The organism is Enterobacter sp. 4974935 (genome assembly GCF_058661735.1).
The window spans coordinates 4,266,471-4,285,001 of sequence record NZ_JBZWGT010000003.1 but is presented as its reverse complement, the minus strand read 5'-3'; the positions used below and the strand labels follow the sequence as shown (position 1 = coordinate 4,285,001).

Genomic DNA, 18,531 nt, shown 5'->3' with positions numbered 1-18,531 from the left:
TGTTAATCGGCTACACATGTCCCTGATGTACCGGCTAGACGCATGGCGACTCGGGAGAATGCTTTGACGATATTATGTTGCACTAAAAAAGTACATAACAAAACATTATTCCAACAACTTCTAAAGTTTAAGATTATAATCTTGCGAGTTAGTTTTTTTTAATGTTTTAACCTAAATGCGTTAGTTCGAATATTTTTATTAATGATTTAATAATTGTTAATTAATGAAGCTTTATGAATTCATCTCTCAATTAATATCACGCGACTTGACCACACAAACTTTAGACTTATTATTGCCTGGCAAATGCACATAATTTTAACAATGGCGTAATAATAATATGAAGTATCTCATTGATCTTACAATGCTTTATGAAGTCGACACCGGTATGATCATGATTAATGGAGAGGAAGAGTCATCCATTAAGTTATCTAACCAGGCGGGTCGTCTGCTTTATGAACTTATCATCAATAATGGTAAAACTCTCGACAGAGACGACCTGATAAAGAAGGTCTGGGAGGATCATGGTTTCTCTGGTTCTTCGGTAAGTCTGAATGTTGCCATAAGTGAAATCAGAAAAGCATTTCGTACTTTAGGATGCGATCCTTTACTGATAAAAACGATACGTGGCAAGGGATTTAGCCTTGCCGCGCATATTGAACATCACACGGTCAGGCCGCCGGTCGTTTCAACGCTTAGTGAGCAATCTGCCTCTGAAGCATTCGATACGCTAGCGCATAAGAAAGATGCCGATCCGCCTAAACAATTAATATCGCTGCACAGACTCTTTATTTCTCTTTGCACGTTATTACTGATTACCGTTATCGGCACCGCTGTTTTACTGTTGCACCAAAGGGATTCCTATGCCGAGAGCCTGAAAGATTCTGATATGCATCTGCTCGGTAAAGTGGACCGGTGTACGGTATACCTGATCGATAAGAATATGTATCAGCCGCGACAGCACTACTTTAATCACGTAAAAGAGGTCATTGCCAGTCAACATATCGACTGTCAACACCAGGTTGCAGATGCTTACTATTCCAGGTTTAAAAAGTCGCAGATAGAAAATTATTTCCTGGCCATCTGTTATCAGCAGGACAGTATCGACGATTATAAGAACTGCATTTCTTACAGAAGCCTGACCGGGAGTTAAAATATGTCAAGGACTAAAATGAGTGTACTGTTCAGTATCGTACTGGCGCTGTCTGCCATCGCGTTGTTGTGGATCTATTTTACCAGAACGCAGGATGAGGGGTTTGGCTGCCAGTCAGATACCATTTCCTGGAAAACCTATTCCACGGGTGAGTTAACCGATATGTCGCTAACCACGCTTTTCCTGTTTAACAACAAAGATGTTGTGACGGTTATTCATAAAGGCGTACTCAAGAAAGAGGGCAAAAGCTACCTGATTGACAGAAATTACACACTCAGCGTGGAAAAAGTCGACGGAAGCAATATCTTTTATATTAAGGATAAAAAGCTGAATAAATCTGAAGATGATGCGGCGCCGGATGGCGTTGTAAACGAAATGTTACTTGATAATATCAACTTCTTCTATATTACCCGCGTTAAACCGCACGCCTGGTTAATTAAGGGGCTGGTTTTGCCTGTAATGATGTGTGTGGCTGTTCCGACGTCCTGATATTTCTCTTTATTGAAAAATCGATATTTATCTATTGCTCGGGAAATTGAGTGATTTACTCAATATGTAACAATAAGATACGAGAAATTTATTTATATTTTTATTGTTATTCTCCGGCGAGTGAATTTTTCTGTATTGCCTCGTTATTTTGCGGCTGTCTATACTCCGCCTCGAAAAAGGGGCTCCCCTTTTTATACACGTGGATTCTTTTTTGAAGGACTAAATAAATGAACAAACTGAACGCTATCGTTCTGGGCTCCCTGTTGTCTGTTTCTGCCCTGAGCGCAGTTAATGCAGCAGAAACGACGGCTTCTGCCACCTGGCAGGCAACCGCGACCAAAGACAGCGAATCCGACCTGGTTGTTACGCCAACGCGTGCTTTGAACTTCGTTTACAGCGCCAATACCAAATCTTTCAACACCGATACCGGTCTGTTTGATGTGGCTATCCGTGGCGATCACTCTACGGCGACCAGCTTCAAACTCGAAGCTATCCTCGACGATTCAAACAACACGCTGTTCAGCGTGGGCGGTGAAGCGACCAAGCTGAAAGTGGGTGCGCGTTGGGGCGGTAACGACCTGGGCTCTATCGGTGGCACCGTGGGGGCGAAATCAACCGCATGGACCACGCTGGTTGATTCTTCTTCTAACACCGGCGTCTCTTCTGGCCTGTGGAACCTGACCACCAGCGCAGGCGCGGCGGCAGATACCGAAATTACCGGCCAGGACAAATTCGTCTTCTACGTTGACTCCGCTCAGGACAACGCGGGTACTGCGAAAGAGTTCAAAGACCTGACCAACAGCCTGTGGGAAGGGACCGTATCTGTTGCGTTCCGCGCAACCTGGGGCTAAGGCCTGATCGATCCAGGGGCGCAAGCCCCTGTTTAGGGAAATAGCATGTTTAACCTCAAATCCGCCTTCTTATTTTTATTATTTATCTCTTCCTCCGCGCTGGCCATTAATGTGGGAAAAGTCACCACCATTATTCCTGCGGATGCTGACTCCACCGCCAAGGAAATAAAAAACGAAGCAGACAGCGTGCGTATTGTTTCTGTTCGCGCACAGCGGATCAGTAGCCCAATGGATGAAGGGATCGTCATTAATCCGGAGAAAGTGGACGAGCTGTTGCTGACGCCCACGCGCATGGTAATGCCCGCCGGTACCAGCAATATTGTCAAATTTTACTATCACGGGAACGCCGATAACAAAGAGCGTTACTACCGCATTACCTTCACTGATGAAGGGGTGAGCGAAGAGGTGGACAGCGGTTCACCAAAAAACGGTACCGGGATGACGCGCGCGGTGGTGAGCACCATTCTGGTGGTTCAGCCCCGTGATAAGAAGATCGACTTCGTCTATGTGGCGGGGAAAATAACGAATAAGGGCAACACCGCTTTTCGCGTCAATGCGACCGGAACCTGCCTGAAGCCGAATCCGGAATCACCGACTACGCCGTGTACCAAAAACTTCTACCTGATGCCGGATACCTCGCGCGCTATCGAGGATATCAACGTTACGGATAACCATTTTCATCTCGGAATATGGGACCTGAAACAGTTCATACCTGTTAAGTAAGGATGCATGGTGAAAAATAAATTAGTGTTGCCGGTGATGATGGCTTGCGCATCCGGCACGCTGCCCGCGCTTGCGCATGCAGCCTCAAGCTCCGTGGTTATCGCTAATTACCGTTTTCCCGACTCGCTTTATGCACTGCTGGAGCAGGGGATCAAAATTCCCGTCTATCTGGTGAATACGCGTTCACACTCAGCACAACAAGGGAACCACGAAGGCACGGCGAGCGAATATGTTCGTATCGGTGACGTGACGCTCTTTGCAAAAGATCTGAAGCTGGGGCTGAGGGACGTTCAGGTCCAGGAGTCTGATAACGGCATTCGTCTGTCAAAAGAGATGAGAACGTTATTGCAGAGCATTAACGACAAGCAGTTTGATGACCAGATGCGCATTCCGGTAAGTACGGGGTCCGCGTTCGAGCTGGATCAGAAAAAAATGCGCCTGTTGCTGAATCTGTCGCAGAGCGACTACGGGGTGAATATTCGCCCGCGTGAGGTGGACATTGATGCGCCGGAGTCTGACGACCTGAGCGGCACGTTCTCCTACAACCTCGGGGCGTATCACACCGAGAGCGGCTACGGTGACAGCTGGTCGTCGGGGTATCTGAACGCAAGAAACTGGATCTCAATGGGCGTTGATCATGTGCTGATCGACGGCTCTGGCTACGTCAACGAGAGCAGCAGCGATACCCAGATGAATGCGGTTATGTGGGAGCGCGACTATCAGGGGATGCGCTACGCCGCGGGCATGCTGAACGGCTGGGCGATGCAGTCTCTGGCGAGCGTCAGCGGGATTTCCGGCGGTGAAGTCTACGGCGTTTCCATGGGCAACCAGGCCAACTCCCGTAAGCGCGATAACTCGCTCTCTCTGACGCCGGTGGTGGTCTATTTCCCCACGGCGGGCGAGGCCCGTATTCGTCGTGACGGGCAGCTTATCGGGATTCAGCGCTTTGATGTCGGCAACCATGAAATTGACACCAGCAGCCTGCCCTACGGGATCTACAGCATCGAAGTTGAGGTGGTGAGCGGAAGCCGCACCGTGTCGCGTAGCATGTACACCGTGAATAAGCCGTTCTCCAGCAACGTGTCGGAAACGCTGCGCTGGCAGATGTGGGGCGGGATGTATAGCCGCGATAAATCCGTCGTCAATTATAAAAAATACGCGAAACACAAAAACGAGCAGGACAACACCTACTACTACGATTACGACACCAAACATAAAGACACCATGTCGCTGGTGGGGGCCTCGTTCAGCAAGCGCAGCGGGATGGTCGACTGGAACGCCTCCACCTACATGATGCGGGAACACATCGTCAGCGAGCTGTGGGCCTCCATGAACCTGACGGGCTATTTCTCAGTGAATACCCAGACCATGGCCGCCTCCGACGGAACGTACCGCGCCAACTACGGCGCGAATCTCAGCCTGCCGTGGCAGATCGGTTCGGTCTGGTACTCCCATGAACAGCTCTCCAGCGGCAAGTTCCTCGATATCTATGAGAGCAAGGGCAACACCTGGGGCGCCTCCTTTAGCCTGCCGTCGTTCGGCCTGCCCTCAGCGGGCAACCTGAGCCTGATGCGTCAGGAGGACGACCTCTATCGCTATAAACGCTATCAGCTGGACTACTCCCAGGGGTTATACGCCGGTCGCTACGGTACGGCGCGCCTGCGGGTGGGGATGTCGCGCAACAAATACGACGGGTATTACGAAGAGAAAGATCGCTACGTGATGCTCGATTTCGCCATACCGCTCGGCAATACCGTGTCGGTTGGCGTTTCCCACAATCGCGATACCGGCACGGCGCTGAACGTCAGCGCCAGCCGCCAGTTTGAAGGCGATTACCTGAAATCGGCCACCGCCAACGTCTCGAAAGCCTTTAACAGCCGCCAGGATCGCAGCGTAAGCGGCGGCGGCAGCGTGAACTTCGACACGCCGTGGAACAGCAACATCCTCAGCGTCCAGAGCGGCATGAGTAAAGGATGGAACTCCACGCTGACCAGTGACGGCAGCGTGGGCTGGTCCAAAGAGGCCATCGCCGCCGGGAAAGGCACCGAAAGCGCAGGGGTGATTGTCAGTACCGGTCTCAAATCTGATGAAGCGCTGACCCTGAAGCTTAACGGCCGGGCAGAACGCATCAAAGGGGATAAAACCTGGCTGTCGCTGCCGGCATACCAGGCTTATGACCTGGAAGTGATGAACAGTGAAACCGGTACGGAAAGCTATGAGATTGGCGCGAATGCGCGTCGCCATATCACGGTTTATCCGGGCAATACCGTGGTGATGAAGCCGCAGGTGAAGAAAATCGTCACCCTGTTTGGCCGCCTTGTGGATGCAAACGGCAATCCGATTGGCGCCACGCAGATCAAAAACCACGTTGGGCTGACCCGGACGGAGAACGACGGACGCTTCGTGATCGACGTTGATAAGAACAACCCTGTCCTGAGTATCGCCACGCCGGACGACAGCGTCTGCGAAGTGCGCCTGGACATTGAGTCTAACCGCGGTGCGCTGTGGCTCGGGGACATCTCCTGCGACAAAGGCGATTTCGTCTGGCAGGAAGCAAAAGGAACGCAGGAACGTGACGATGAAAAAGATATTCGCTCTTAATTTGCTGCTGATGAGCGCGGTGGCCCATGCGCAGGAGCTGCCCTATTTCGCCATTAATAATCCGGACAATAACGGTACGGGAAACAGCGCGGGGCTGTTTAGTCTGAACAGCACCTCGACCGCGTTTTTACACGGTTCGCGTGAGTGGCCGACGCTGAGCGCGAAAACGAATAACGGTATCGCCACTTACATCCCGGACAACAGCTACAGCGGTCCGGCAGGCAGCGCGCTGACCATCGACTTTTCGGTGACCGGTTCCAGCGCCTCTCCGTTCTTTAAAGGGACGGCGTGTTCCTCGTCCTGCGGCAACACGGGGTACACCCCGACGACCCGCTATACCGATACGTCGATGGTGGTCAAGCCGCCGGTGATGGAGCCCGGCACGTCATACGGGCGCTGGGTCCTGGGCGATCCGTTCTTTAACTATCTGCTCAACGCCGCGCCAGGGGATGAAGTGACCATCACCTCCACGCCGCAAATCAGCTCCATCAACAAAGTGACCACCACCAATACGCTTCACAAGGTGGGCACGCTGACCATGACCAACTCCAGGGCGCTCAACCTGGGGATTGACCCGATCAGCGGCGAGGTGACGATTGTCGATGGATCAACAGGGGCCACCTGCACCAAATACACCCGCAACACGGTCTCTGGCGTGCTGTGCGACCTGCTTGAATACACGTTTGTTGGGGAAGATATCTCCGGTTACAACGGGGGGCTGGCGCTCACCTCTTCCCGCGTCAACAGCGTGCTGCAATCGCACATGAACGGCGGCACCGGGCTTGCCGCCGAGCTGACCTTCGATGAAAACACCTGGTACAGTATCTCCGGCGGTATCCTGAGTGATACGCGTGTCCTGGCAAACACCTTCCTCGCGGCGCCGCAGAAAAACGGCGGCAAAGCGTACCTTAAAATATTTTTGCCGAAAGCGTTAATTCTGAGCGTGGCGCAGGCGGGGGACGGCAGCAGCATTGGCAATATCGTCAGCCTGTGCCTGACGCCCGGCAACAGCTCGCTGGCGGCGGATTTCTGCTTCCAGCCGGGGGGTGGCCTGGTGATTAACCCTATTCAGCCGGGGCTGGAGATTACGCCCGACAACCCGGATTACGCCCTCGATCCTGACGGTCTGGGCGGCTCCGGGAAAGGCGCCATCGGCGAAACGCCCATTGAGATCCCCTACACCATCACCTACAGCGGGGCGCAAAAAGATGCGGCGATGGCGGTCACGGTAAAAGTCACCGGGCCTACTCAAAGCCTGAATGGGGTGGACTACTGCGCCTTCAGCGGCAACGGCTTTACGGTTCCCATTCCTGGCAACGTGCTGGTGGGGAAAAGCCAGACGCGTATGGCGCATAACTGTAAAGGCGAGGTACTGTCGATCCCGGCGCCGGCCACCCATGCGGAAGAGTGGGACAAAATGAGTTCCGGCGTGACCGATATGTGGCTCTGGAAAACACCGCTGATCCTCCAGTTCGTTATGGATAATCCGGTATCGAAGACCACCTATGACGGAAATAGCTGGTTTGGCGAAGTGACCGCGCAGGGAAGAATAGATGTTAGCGCATCCTGGAATTAATCAACCATGACTGGAAAATTCCTGGCTATTTTTGCAATAAATTGCTTCATTTCCACAGGGGCAAATGCTTTAATTATCGAAAGTCTGAATATTGATTTTCTTCCCGAAAGAGAAGTTGTTTTTCAGCCGATAAAAAACGATACCAGCGAACGTCAGAATTATACCGTTTCGCTTATTCAGGTAGACGTTCCTAAAGAGAAGGGAAAAGAAACCGAAATAAAAGACGGCGAAGTCATGTATTCGCCTAAGCAATTAACGCTGGGGAGCGGTGAGCGCGCGGGTTTTAAATTTTACTATACCGGCCCGCATGACAACAAAGAGCGATACTATCGCGTAAAATTCACCGAGACGCCGCTCCAGGCAAAGGTCATCACGCGCAAAGGCCAGCGCATCCAGTCGGATGTGGTGGTCTCGCTTGAGGCTATTTTGATTGTCCGTCCATGGACACGACATTTTGATTATGCGTTTAGCAACGGGGTGGTGAGTAATACCGGGAATACCTATTTTAAATATGTTTCCTCGGTCGGGTGCAGTACGCAATACAATAATTCAAAATATATTCCTCCGGGGCAACGGCTGGAAATAGATAATGCCGGGCAGGCTGCAAGGCGAATGATTATTTATGGCAATAAAATCATTCCGCTGACCACCTGCCCGTAGCAACCGCTTTCCTTCATAAAAGGAAATTAGCCTTTAGCATCATGCTAAAGATCCATCACTACAGGAGATAAAAATGAAAGCGATTTCATTCGTAGAAGCGAAAGACATTATTGGCGGCGCGTTAAACCCGTTCGCTGGTCTGGTTAAAGGTGCACAGCTGGGTTACGACACTGGCGCCAGCATCATGGGCATGGTTGGCGGTGTGGTTGGCGGAGTTCTGGGTGGCGCAATGGGCTTCCTGGGCGCGCTGGTTGGTAGCTACAACTAATTCACGTTTACAGGAAAAGTATCATGCAAGTTATCGATTTCAAAAAAGCACAGGCCATCATCGGTGGTTGGGATCCGTTTGCTGCCGCTATTCAGGGCGCAAGCGCGGGCTATAACGCGGGCAGCCAGATGTTAGGCGCGCTGGGCGGCACCATCGGCGGCGTATTCGGCCTGGTGGGCGGCTTCATCGGCGGTTTCTTCAGCGCCTAAGCGAGAAGCACGTTGTACGCATGGCCCGCATTGCCGGGCCATTTTTTTATTTCAGCCACGGATCATTATGTTTTCGCTCTTTCAGTATAAAAAACAGGGTAAGACCCCTGTTATTCGCCAGCATGAATTTACCGAATGTGGACTGGCCTGCCTGGCGATGGTGTTGGGGCACTATGACCACCATGTCTCCGTCAGCCAGCTGCGCCGGGAGATTTCCGTTTCCGCCGATGCGGGAACCTCAATGGCGGAATTGTTGACCCTTGCCAGCGATAAAAATATGTCTGGCCGGGTGCTTAAAGGCGAAATCACTGAAATAGAAACGTCTGAGCTGCCGCTCATCGCCTTCTGGCGCGGCAACCATTTCGTGGTCATCGTGAAGATCGACAGCCGCAGCGTGACCGTTCACGACCCGGCCAGCGGCGTGCGTCGTTACCGCCTGAAAGAGGCAGAAAAACTGTTTTCCGGGTATGTGCTTGAGCTTAAGCCCACGCCGTGTTTCGAAAAGAAATCCCCGGATGAAAAGCTCACGCTTGGCCGGTTAGCCAATAAATCTCCGAGCCTGTTCCAGCGCCAGCTGCTGCTGTTTGTGCTCTGTATTTTTACTCTCATCACCATGCTGGCGAGCCCCACCTACGTGCAGCTGATTATGGATGAGGCCATTTCCCGCAGCGACAGCGATCTGGTGATCCTGCTCACCGCGATCTTCGCTATCGTCTTTATCTTTGAAGTCATCGGTAAATTCCTCAAGCAGCTGCTTGAGATCCTGATGCGTAACATTGCCTATGACGATTTAAGCCAGTCCGTGCGCCACTACATGCTGCGCACCCAGACCAGCTGGTTCCGCTCGCGCCCGCCGGGCATCGTGCTGGCTATTGAAAAATCGCTCCACGCCTGCGCGGAGTTCATCAGCAATGGTTACGTGCAAATTCTCTTTTCCAGCCTGATCGCCGTCACCAGCCTGCTGTTTATGCTGCTGTATAACGTCAAAATTGCGCTGCTGACGATGCTGCTGATGGGCGTGTTTTTCCTGATCCGCTTTTCGCTGATCGGCCCCTATCAACGCGCGGTGGATGACTCCATCGAGCGTACCGCCCAGTATGAATCTCTGCTGGTAGAGACACAGAAAGGGATCATTACGCTCAAGGCGAACAATATGGAGCAGGCCCGGGATGCGGTGATGGACAAATCCCAGCGCGAACACATCGCCGGGCTGATGCGTAAAGAGCGGCTGCTGGCCCGCTTTGACGTGGCTTCGCTGCTGGTGATCAATGCCGAGCAGCTGCTGGTGGTCTGCTTTGGCGCGTGGCTGATCCTGGAAGGGCAGATGAGTATCGGGATGCTGTACGCCTATATCAGCTATAAGCGCTATTTTTCCGATGCCATGGTGCAGGTGGCGCAGAAGCTGCTGGACAAAAATGCCCTTAAGGGGCCGCTGGATCGCGTGGGCGACCTGCTGTTTGCCCCCTCTGAAACCAGCCAGTTTGGGAAGCGGATTGTCACCTCGCCGGTCTGTCTGCAATTTGAGGATGTCTCATTTGCCTATCCGGGCCGGGAGGCCACGCTACAGCATATCAACATGACCCTGAAGCAGGGCGAAGAGGCGGTGATTGTGGGCCAGAGCGGGTCGGGAAAAACCACGCTGCTGCGTCTGATCTCCGGCATGTTGCTGTCATCGTCTGGCACGCTGCGGATCAATAAGATCCCCATTGAAGAGTGCGATCTTTCCTCGCTGCGCCAGCACATCCGCATTGTCCATGCAGACGATATTCTCTTCACCGGCTCGATTCTGGACAACATCGCCTGCTTTGACAGCGCGCCGGATAAAGAGCAGGTCATCGCCGCGTGTCGGCTGGCGGAAGTGGACCACGTCGTCGCCCGTCTGCCGCACGGTTACGAAACGGAGATGCTGCCGGGGAACACCTTTTTCTCGGCCGGGGAGATGCAGCGTCTGGTCCTGGCGCGCGCCCTGTACAGCCAGCCTAAGCTACTGCTCTGCGACGAAGTGACGGCGAACCTGGATAAGACCACCGCGCAAAAGGTGCTGGCGAACCTGCGTAGCCTGGGGATTGGCCTGGTATTTGTTACCCACTCGCCGGACGTGGTGGGCTGTCAGGGGCGTCTCTATACCATGGAAAACGGCACCCTGCGGGAGAGTGAGCAATGATGTTTCTGCCGCGTCTCTATGCCCGACTCTGCGCGCGCCAGGCCGGACGCACCTTAATGGCAAACCGGATTGCGCAAAACTACAGCCAGTTTATGCCCTGCCCGGAGGCCGATGTGCCGGCTGATTTTCTGCATCAGAATGCCCATGAGCTGAGCGGGTTTAACTTCGTGGAACAGATTTTCCCGCCCGCGCTGTGGGCGCGCAACGTTCGCTTCGATCTGCATGCGTACGTGGCGCAGTGGACGCAGGATCAGGGGTTTTACAGTTCATCTCGCACCCTGCTACTGGGCATGCGCTGGGCGGGCTTTGGCCTGATTATGGATGCGTTGCTCGCCACCGCGCCAGATGATGTGCGCTTTCAGTTTATTACCCGTCACCCTGCGCTGCACAAGTTGATGGCCGCACACGACGGACGGCGCGCCGGCTCGTTTTTCGCCCCTCAGCGCCTGGTGACGGTGCTGCTGATGGATGAACGCCTGCCGGATGCGCCACTGTTCCCAATTCAGGCAGGCGATCGCAAGGCGTGGTTAACGGACGTCTCCACGCGGTTTTTATCCCGTTATGGCTACAGCGTCCGAACGCTGCTGCCGGTCTGTTCGCTGCACGCGGCAGAGTTTGGGCAGGAGAGCCAGGCGTATGCGCCAGAGGATTACCGTCTGGCCGCCGCCGACACGCTGAACGCGCTGCGCAAAACCCCCACGCTCTGGAGTGGATGGGACGATCTTTCAGTGATTTATCATGGATGACATATCGTGAAATTAAAAAACCGAAGCCGACAGCGTCGGGCGCTAATCCCGCACCACTTCTCAAAAAGCTATCAAATCAACGCGCCGCGGCTGAAAACCGTGCTGACGCTGTTCATCGCCTTTTTTCTCTGCCTGCTGGTCTTTGCGATTGCTTTCAACTTTTCGGAAACCACGCTGGCACGCGGGGTGCTGATCCCGGCGCAGGGCGATGTGGAGGTGCGCGCCAGAGAGTCCGGAACCCTTGTTGATTTTGCCGTCCGGCCCGGCCAGTACGTGAAGGAAAACGATCCGCTGTTCACCGTGTCGCAGGACTATGGCGGCAAGCAGGGCTCGGTGGTGCAGTTTGACCGCCAGCAGATGGAAGCGGAGAAAAAGCGCAGCGAGCAGCGCATCCAGGCCATTGAGGACTCGATTGCGTCGTATCGCAAAAATCTGGCGCAGCAGCTGGCTCTCACTGACAAGCAGATCGCCGTTTCCCGCGATAAGGTGAAGAAGCTGCGCGCGCTGTTAAAAAACAGCACCGACACCTACGAGGCGTGGAAATCCGTCTCCGGGAAGGGCTATGTCTCCAAAGTGGATCTCGATAAAAGCCATAACGATGTGCTCAACGCCCAGCTCAACCTGACGCTGGAGGAGAGCACTATTCTTGAGCTTGAGGCGCGCAAAACCAGCCTGACCGACAGCACCCAGTCGCAAATTGACTCGCTGAGCGAAGAGCAGCTGTACGTGAAAAACCGCATCAGCGAAATCGATCGCAACCTGTCCAGCCGGGGGAGTTCCACCATGGCGATGCTGGCCCCTTCAGATGGCTACGTGGTGGCGATTAACTTCCCGCCAGGCCGGGCCATTACGCAAAACAGCGAGGTGGTGGTGGTGATCCGTAAAAATACCGCGGCGACGATGGAGGGGTACCTGTATGTTCCGGCAACGGGGGTGGGGCGCGTGGCGAAAGGCGATAAGGTCAAGCTGCGCTTCGACTCCTGGCCCGTGGACAAATACGGTTCCGTGGAGGCGACGCTGTCCGATTTCTATGAGGTAAACATTGATGCCCATTCGGCGCTGATCCCGCTCCAGGAAGGGCAGAACTACTACCTGGCTAAAGTGCGCGTCCCCTCCTGGTTTACCGACCCGGACAAGAAAAAGCGCATACTGATGGGCGGGATGACGGTGAACGCCGATATCGTTATCGATCGTAAGCCGCTCATCAATCTGCTGATTGCGCCGCTGGAAAGGGTACGCAAGCGGTTTATCGATTGACCCGATTTCATTTTGAAGCATTTATGCAGGCACTTTTCTGAATTTAATCAAAGTGGTATTGCCTTGTTATCCTTAACAAATATAAGGGTTTAACCTTTATCTCTTTGATTAATGGATTATGCTATGGACACAGTAGAGGAATCTGGCGGGACGTATTTCTATCACGGGAATGCGAACGTAACCCCACAGGAGCTATTTTTGCTGATATTCGCTGAGGGTCTGGCGAACCATCTGGGCGTAACTGTGGAGACTGCTGCAACAATCCTGGCGGGGCAGCCTATATTACCCAAGCGTAAGGTGTTGGGTGCGTCCGGTTCGCGTACAAGTATCGCGTCCAAGGTAGCGCGTCGCATTTTAAAGGGGGTCCACTTTCCTGAAGGCATGAGAGTGGAGACTATCATCGGTATGGGTAAAACCAGACAGACAAATAAGGTTGGGGCCGTCGTGGGAAGAGCAGTTCCCTTTGTTGGCTATGCCCAGGCGGTAATTATCTTTGCCCTAGTTGCCAGAGAAACCAGAAACAAGTACAACCTCATTGCCCGACCGAAAGATCGGATTGCCTGGACCTATTTCTAATGTTGTTGCCGGATGAGCAGGAATTTTTAGATTACATTACTGAGAACTACAGTGAGCGCAAGCGTCCTGCCCTGAAGGAATGGACCTTCCAGGAGCATTTTAACCTCGTACCTGAAGATCTGGAGGAGATGCTGCTCGACCTTTTCAACCGGTATGAAATTGAGCACAGCAACTTTGTCATGGATAACTACTTTGAGCCCGAGCTTTTTTGGTTCCAGTTTGGGCTAAGAAAGAAGTTTCGAGATCGTCAGTACAAGCCGCTAACGCTCGAAATGATAATTGAGTCTGCCAAAGCGGGGCGCTGGTTGTATGATTAAGGGGCTAAGCGCCCCTTGTGCGTTCTATGCTGACTGGCGTTCGTTCCATGCATCGCTGAAGATAATGTTCCCGTCGTTATGCTTCCAGGTAATCTTCTCGTAACGCAGTTCGACCGTTTCCATATGGTTTTCGTTAGGGTTATCCCCTGGCGCCATTGCCGGTGAAATCGAAACTATTCGCACGCCTTCAAGCAGCATGTTGAAGTATTCCTCTTCCTGACCAGAGTAGTTGATCCGATACCATTTTATTTCTGCTGACACCAGGCTTTGACCTGTCGCAACTGCTTTATAAAGATATGGGCTAGAGCAGTCGAATTCTTTAATGATCAGCATAGGGGAATGCATACGTGTACCGGTTATTTTGCCGGTTGCGTTATCTGTTGGGATCATGAGATTGTGGTGGAACCCTTTAACCTCAATGCTGCACTCTCTGTGCTGAACATCAACTCCGCCTTTGATTAATGCTCCACCGTCGTCCTTAAGCCATAAGTATGCTGGTATAGACATTTCCCTATTTCCTTATTTTGTTGAATAACGTCATTATTGCGCTTGAAAACCCCATACCTATTTTTTCCATCAAGTATGTCAATACGCTCCAGCGTATGTCCGCTATCCGCATGGAAAGGTGAAACCAGATCATGTTTACTCCCAATCGATGTCCTTTTAAGACATTGACCAGGCAGATTTTAACCAAAATAAGGAGTTAACTTATGACGCTTCCAGAAAAGATAAAAAGCGGTTCTCTCAGCACTACCGGTGAGGATGACAATTACCCCAGCCGCTCCATCCGCGTCTCCCCCTCCACCATCGACAGCTGATACAGCGAAAACGATCGGTGCTTCTCAATCAACTGCGCCAGCTCCGGCGAGTGGCTGGTGAGCCAGATCTGCGAGTAGCGGCTGGCCTCGGCAATGAGGCTTGCCAGAGCGGGCAGCATCTGCGGATGCAGGCTGTTTTCCGGTTCGTTGAGGGCGATAAATGCGGGAGGGCGCGGGCTTAGCAGCGCCACCGCCAGGCACAGAAAACGCAGCGTCCCGTCGGAGAACTCTGCCGGTTCCAGCGGCCTGCTCAGCCCCTCGCGCTGCATCATCATGCGGAAGCGCCCGCCGGTGTTGTCGCTGTAAAACACGCAGCCGGGGAAGGCCTGGTCGAGAATGCGCATCAGCAGCAGCTCGTCGCCAATTTCGACAATGGTCTGAAACGCGGCGGCCAGGTTCGCGCCGTCGCTGGCCAGCACCGGGGAACGAAAACCCACCTGCGGCGCACGGATCGCCGAGCCGGATGAGACGGAAAACTCATGATAAAAGCGCCAGTTACGCAGGGACTCGCGCATCTGCGACACTTCGGGATAGAGGTGCGGTTCACCGAGTTGCCCGAACACCGACTCGTTCTCATACAGCGTACCGCTGTGGGTCACTTTTTCGTGATGCACGTTGTTCAGGAAAACCGCCTGATTCTTACGCTTCATCAGCTGTGACGACGGACGACGGTGCTGGCCGCTCAGCCAGATAGCTTCCTCTTTGATCACCGGATCGAGCTGAAACTGTGAGGGATAGGGCAGCTTTTCCACGAACCCGACCTGAAGCTCATATTCATAGGTTTCCGTTTCCACCGCCAGGTTCATGCGCCGCAGCTGGTCGCTGCGGGTTTTGCCCGCCCAGAACACTTTCAAAATTCCCCCCTCGTTTGCCAGCGCCTGGGAGAATTGCCCCTGCGCCGCGCTGTGCATCAGGTAAATCGCTTTATAAATATTGGATTTTCCGGTGCCGTTGGGGCCGAACACGATGTTGAGCTGTTCCAGCTCAAGCGACATATCGCGAATTGAGCGGTAGTTCTGAATATGCAGATTTTTGATCATCGGGGTACTCCGCTGTGCATGCTTAACCTGTACAGAATTACAGTATTTTACGCTGAGCGCAAAAAAAAGACGACAGTGAGGGTGTCGTCTAAACGGGGTACAGCTTTGGGCCTCTGTGGGTCAATGGGCCTTCGCTTCTTTCTTATCAGGTAACGGCCAGACGCAGACCCAAATCATCAGGATAGGGATCAAAGTAGTTTTGCGTCATCAGATACCGGTCAGGGTATTCAGCCAGATAATGCTTAAGCAGCGTCAGCGGCGCGAGGATCGGCAGCAGTCCGTCCCGGTAATGCAGGATCACATCACGCAGTTCTCCGCGCTGGCGGCTGTTCAGCTGGTTACGGAAATAGCCCTGAATGTGCATCAGCACGTTAGTGTGATTCTTCCGCGAAGCGGGTTTTTTCAGGATATTCATCAGTTTGTCGCGATAGGCCACGAAAAACGCGTCCAGATCGTCCCACTCGTGCAGTGATGCCACGAACGGGCCAATTTCACGGTAGCCTGCCTGATGGTGCGCCAGAAGCTGAAGCTTATAGCGGCTGTGAAAGTCCAGCAGGGCACGGCGCGTCAGGCCATTTTTACGCATTACGTTCAGTTCGTGGAGGGCAAAAACGCGCTCAACAAAGTTTTCCCGCAGTACCGGATCGTGCAGGCGACCGTCTTCTTCGACGGGCAGCCAGGGGAAAGTTTCAAGGAGGGCGGCGGTGAACAGCCCGACACCCTCCTTGCGGCCCCGGTTGCCGTTTTCGTCGTACAGCCGCACGCGCTCCATGCCGCAGCTGGGGGATTTTGCACAGACGATAAACCCCGACAGATCGCCGATTTTCGGCAGATAATCTGCCGTAAATGCGGCCATCTTCTGCGTGACGTCATCGTGGGGCGCTTTGCTGAACCGCATTTCTGTCTCGCCGCCGGTGGTCATCACCAGGCGCAGCGCCGGACGAGGCGTGGGCAGGCCGATAGCCATTTCAGGGCATACCGGGCGGAAAGCGACCCACTGCGCCAGCTCATCCATCACAAAGCCCATACGCTTATGCCCGCCGTCAAAGCGAACGGCGGAACCGGTCAAACATCCGCTAATACCCAGCACAGGTTTTGTTGTCATGGTGTGCACCTCCCGATCTCATATCTAAAAGTTACACAACAATGCGAGTTTGTCCAAGTATTGGCGGGATTATTTTTTAATCGTCTTTAAAATCAAGAGCAATCAGCTGCCCTTGTAGGTTGAGTAACCGTACTGGCTGAGCAGAAGCGGGATGTGCAGTTTTTCATTGGTGCGGGTGACGGTGAACAGCACCGGCACTTCCGGGAAGAAGGAGTCCAGCTTTTTGCCGTGGAAGTAATCTGCGGTTTTGAAGGTCACTTTATAGACGCCTGGCGCCATATCCTGATCCTGCGGATAGAGCGATTTAATACGCCCGTCGTGGTCGGTTTTACCGCTGGCAATCGGGGTCCACTTGTCCTGCTCCTGCTTTTCCAGCGTGACGGCCACATCCGCTGGCGGCATACCGGTTTGCTGGTCCAGAACGTGGACGCTCAGGGTGCCTGCCGGGGCGCTGAATGCGGCAGGGGCGAAAGCCATTGTAGCCAGCATCATCAGAGGGAGTGTCTTTTTCATCGTGTTTTCCTGTTGAGTTGTCGGTGACAGGAAAACGTTAGCACTCGCTGCGCGAAAAAATATTCAACTTTTCGTGAAGTTTGCCACAGCAGAAAATAATCAGAGGATAATTACCTCAAGGGAAACCTGCTGCTGCCACTGCGCAACCTGCTTTTTCCGCGCGGCGGTAAGTTTACCGCTGGTAACCAGCAGCCATTTGCGATCCGGAAAAATTTCCGGGGCCAGCGCGGCAGGGGGAACCGGCAGTATGTCGATGCGGTGGCCCTGGCCGGTGCGCGTCAGGGCTTCAAGCCAGATCTCACACGGGTCGTTCAGATGCCAGCCGCTGATGAGGATGTTATCGCCCGGCGCTTTTTTATCGCCCTCAAGGCAAAACGAGGTGTAGGCGATGAGGATGCCGTCGAGGATCTCACGCAGCGTCATAGCGGCGGCGACGTTGGCCGATATCTGGCTGCGCAACGGACGCAGCACGTTAGTGACCAGCTCTGGCCTTGGGTATTCGCGTCCGGCGTCGTAAATCATCTGACGCAGGGATTCAATTTTCCCCTCCTGCAACTTTTGCAGCATGGCCTGTTGCAGGGTTTGCCAGTTATTGGCGCGGCGCGGCACAGGGCGTTCCAGCAGTGATTTTACCTGGCCGATGGGTACGCCTTTTTTAACCCAGTCGAGGATTTTCAGCGCCTGCTGAACGTCCTCATCGCTGTACAGGCGGTGACCGCCGTCCGTACGCTCGGGTTTGAGTAATCCATAGCGTCGCTGCCACGCCCGCAGCGTGGTGGCGGTGATGCCGCTGAGTCTGGCGAATTCGCCGATGGAGTAAGCCATGTCTGCATCCGAAGAGAAGGAGTAGTCTCAATATACTACGAATATTCCCCGACGGGATGAAGCGCCGCACGGGTGCGCTACACTTAACGTCCAACCGCGTAAATGAAAGGAGTTCTCATGAGGCTATGGCCTGTCGTTACCGGTGTCGCCATTGCGCTGACGCTGGTTGCTTGTAAATCTCCCACGCCGCCGAAAGGCGTGCAGCCCATTACCGGCTTTGATGCCAGCCGCTATCTCGGCAAATGGTATGAAGTCGCCCGACTGGAAAATCGCTTCGAGCGCGGTCTGGAACAGGTGACCGCGACGTACGGCAAGCGCAGCGATGGCGGTATCAGCGTGCTGAATCGTGGCTATGATCCGGTGAAGAACAAGTGGAATGAGAGCGAAGGAAAGGCGTACTTTACCGGCGAACCGACTACGGCTGCGCTGAAGGTATCGTTCTTCGGCCCGTTCTACGGCGGCTATAACGTGATCAAGCTGGACGATAAGTACCAGTACGCGCTGGTCAGCGGCCCGAACCGCGACTACCTGTGGATTTTATCGCGCACCCCGACCATTCCGGATGCGGTAAAACAGGACTACCTGAATACCGCACGCGATCTGGGATTCCGGGTCGATCAGCTGGTGTGGGTTAAACACTGAC

At 53.6% G+C, this 18,531-nt stretch carries 20 protein-coding genes; 15 read left to right on the top strand and 5 right to left on the bottom strand.

Annotated features, from left to right (window positions below; all coding sequences use genetic code 11):
- The first annotated feature begins 337 nt into the window (after positions 1-337).
- The 14 genes from AC4OVS_RS21740 to AC4OVS_RS21675 all read left to right on the top strand — a co-directional run bounded on the left by AC4OVS_RS21740 (position 338) and on the right by AC4OVS_RS21675 (position 13,587).
- On the top strand, positions 338-1,150 hold the full coding sequence (locus tag AC4OVS_RS21740; RefSeq protein WP_022646580.1) for a winged helix-turn-helix domain-containing protein: 813 nt from the start codon (positions 338-340) through the stop codon (positions 1,148-1,150).
- A gap of 18 nt (positions 1,151-1,168) precedes the next feature.
- Entirely contained in the window at positions 1,169-1,639 is a 471-nt protein-coding gene (locus AC4OVS_RS21735; RefSeq protein WP_022646581.1) for a FidL-like protein, read from the top strand.
- Between the two features lie 227 nt (positions 1,640-1,866).
- On the top strand, positions 1,867-2,490 hold the full coding sequence (locus tag AC4OVS_RS21730) for a common pilus major fimbrillin subunit EcpA (RefSeq protein WP_003860995.1): 624 nt from the start codon (positions 1,867-1,869) through the stop codon (positions 2,488-2,490).
- A 45-nt stretch (positions 2,491-2,535) separates the two neighbouring features.
- Complete coding sequence (locus AC4OVS_RS21725) at positions 2,536-3,213, top strand: EcpB family pilus assembly chaperone (protein ID WP_022646582.1); 678 nt, start codon at positions 2,536-2,538, stop codon at positions 3,211-3,213.
- Between the two features lie 6 nt (positions 3,214-3,219).
- Positions 3,220-5,814 carry a CS1-pili formation C-terminal domain-containing protein gene (locus AC4OVS_RS21720; RefSeq protein WP_491922711.1) on the top strand — a complete coding sequence of 865 codons (2,595 nt, stop codon included), beginning with the start codon at positions 3,220-3,222 and terminating at the stop codon, positions 5,812-5,814.
- A complete protein-coding gene (locus tag AC4OVS_RS21715) occupies positions 5,792-7,390 on the top strand; it encodes a fimbrial adhesin EcpD family protein (protein WP_491922710.1) in 1,599 nt (532 codons plus the stop codon). Before AC4OVS_RS21720 ends, AC4OVS_RS21715 begins: the two co-directional genes overlap by 23 nt.
- A 6-nt stretch (positions 7,391-7,396) precedes the next feature.
- Positions 7,397-8,050 (top strand): EcpB family pilus assembly chaperone, encoded by a 654-nt coding sequence (locus tag AC4OVS_RS21710; RefSeq protein WP_006812468.1) that lies wholly within the window; start codon positions 7,397-7,399, stop codon positions 8,048-8,050.
- Positions 8,051-8,123: 73 nt separating this feature from the next.
- Entirely contained in the window at positions 8,124-8,318 is a 195-nt protein-coding gene (locus AC4OVS_RS21705; RefSeq protein WP_022646586.1) for a hypothetical protein, read from the top strand.
- A gap of 23 nt (positions 8,319-8,341) precedes the next feature.
- Positions 8,342-8,527, top strand: a complete 186-nt coding sequence (locus AC4OVS_RS21700) for a hypothetical protein (RefSeq protein WP_001196016.1) — start codon at positions 8,342-8,344, stop codon at positions 8,525-8,527.
- A gap of 67 nt (positions 8,528-8,594) precedes the next feature.
- Complete coding sequence (locus tag AC4OVS_RS21695) at positions 8,595-10,691, top strand: peptidase domain-containing ABC transporter (protein WP_032626638.1); 2,097 nt, start codon at positions 8,595-8,597, stop codon at positions 10,689-10,691.
- Positions 10,688-11,437: a hypothetical protein gene (locus tag AC4OVS_RS21690; protein ID WP_491922709.1), complete on the top strand. Its 750-nt coding sequence runs from the start codon at positions 10,688-10,690 to the stop codon at positions 11,435-11,437. Before AC4OVS_RS21695 ends, AC4OVS_RS21690 begins: the two co-directional genes overlap by 4 nt.
- Before the next feature lie 6 nt (positions 11,438-11,443).
- Positions 11,444-12,694 (top strand): HlyD family secretion protein, encoded by a 1,251-nt coding sequence (locus AC4OVS_RS21685; RefSeq protein WP_491922708.1) that lies wholly within the window; start codon positions 11,444-11,446, stop codon positions 12,692-12,694.
- Between the two features lie 123 nt (positions 12,695-12,817).
- Complete coding sequence (locus tag AC4OVS_RS21680; RefSeq protein ID WP_032646726.1) at positions 12,818-13,270, top strand: STM2901 family protein; 453 nt, start codon at positions 12,818-12,820, stop codon at positions 13,268-13,270.
- A complete protein-coding gene (locus tag AC4OVS_RS21675; RefSeq protein ID WP_023298994.1) occupies positions 13,270-13,587 on the top strand; it encodes a DUF1493 family protein in 318 nt (105 codons plus the stop codon). Before AC4OVS_RS21680 ends, AC4OVS_RS21675 begins: the two co-directional genes overlap by 1 nt.
- Before the next feature lie 24 nt (positions 13,588-13,611).
- Here the strand turns inward: AC4OVS_RS21675 and AC4OVS_RS21670 are convergent, their stop codons facing one another.
- The 5 genes from AC4OVS_RS21670 to AC4OVS_RS21650 form a co-directional block, all read right to left on the bottom strand.
- A complete protein-coding gene (locus AC4OVS_RS21670) occupies positions 13,612-14,094 on the bottom strand; it encodes an Hcp family type VI secretion system effector (protein WP_023298995.1) in 483 nt (160 codons plus the stop codon).
- A 262-nt stretch (positions 14,095-14,356) separates the two neighbouring features.
- Positions 14,357-15,445, bottom strand: coding sequence for an AAA family ATPase (locus AC4OVS_RS21665; protein ID WP_023298997.1), 1,089 nt, complete (start codon positions 15,443-15,445; stop codon positions 14,357-14,359).
- 145 nt (positions 15,446-15,590) lie between these two features.
- The gene (locus tag AC4OVS_RS21660) at positions 15,591-16,550 is read right to left on the bottom strand and encodes a YbgA family protein (RefSeq protein ID WP_022646596.1); all 960 of its coding nucleotides are present in this window, start codon (positions 16,548-16,550) and stop codon (positions 15,591-15,593) included.
- Positions 16,551-16,652: 102 nt separating this feature from the next.
- Complete coding sequence (gene uraH, locus AC4OVS_RS21655) at positions 16,653-17,063, bottom strand: hydroxyisourate hydrolase (protein WP_017383647.1); 411 nt, start codon at positions 17,061-17,063, stop codon at positions 16,653-16,655.
- Positions 17,064-17,162: 99 nt separating this feature from the next.
- Positions 17,163-17,888 carry a MerR family transcriptional regulator gene (locus AC4OVS_RS21650; RefSeq protein WP_022646597.1) on the bottom strand — a complete coding sequence of 242 codons (726 nt, stop codon included), beginning with the start codon at positions 17,886-17,888 and terminating at the stop codon, positions 17,163-17,165.
- A 117-nt stretch (positions 17,889-18,005) separates the two neighbouring features.
- Between AC4OVS_RS21650 and AC4OVS_RS21645 the strand changes: the two genes are divergently transcribed.
- Positions 18,006-18,530, top strand: coding sequence for a lipocalin family protein (locus tag AC4OVS_RS21645; protein WP_023305169.1), 525 nt, complete (start codon positions 18,006-18,008; stop codon positions 18,528-18,530).
- Position 18,531 lies beyond the last annotated feature (1 nt).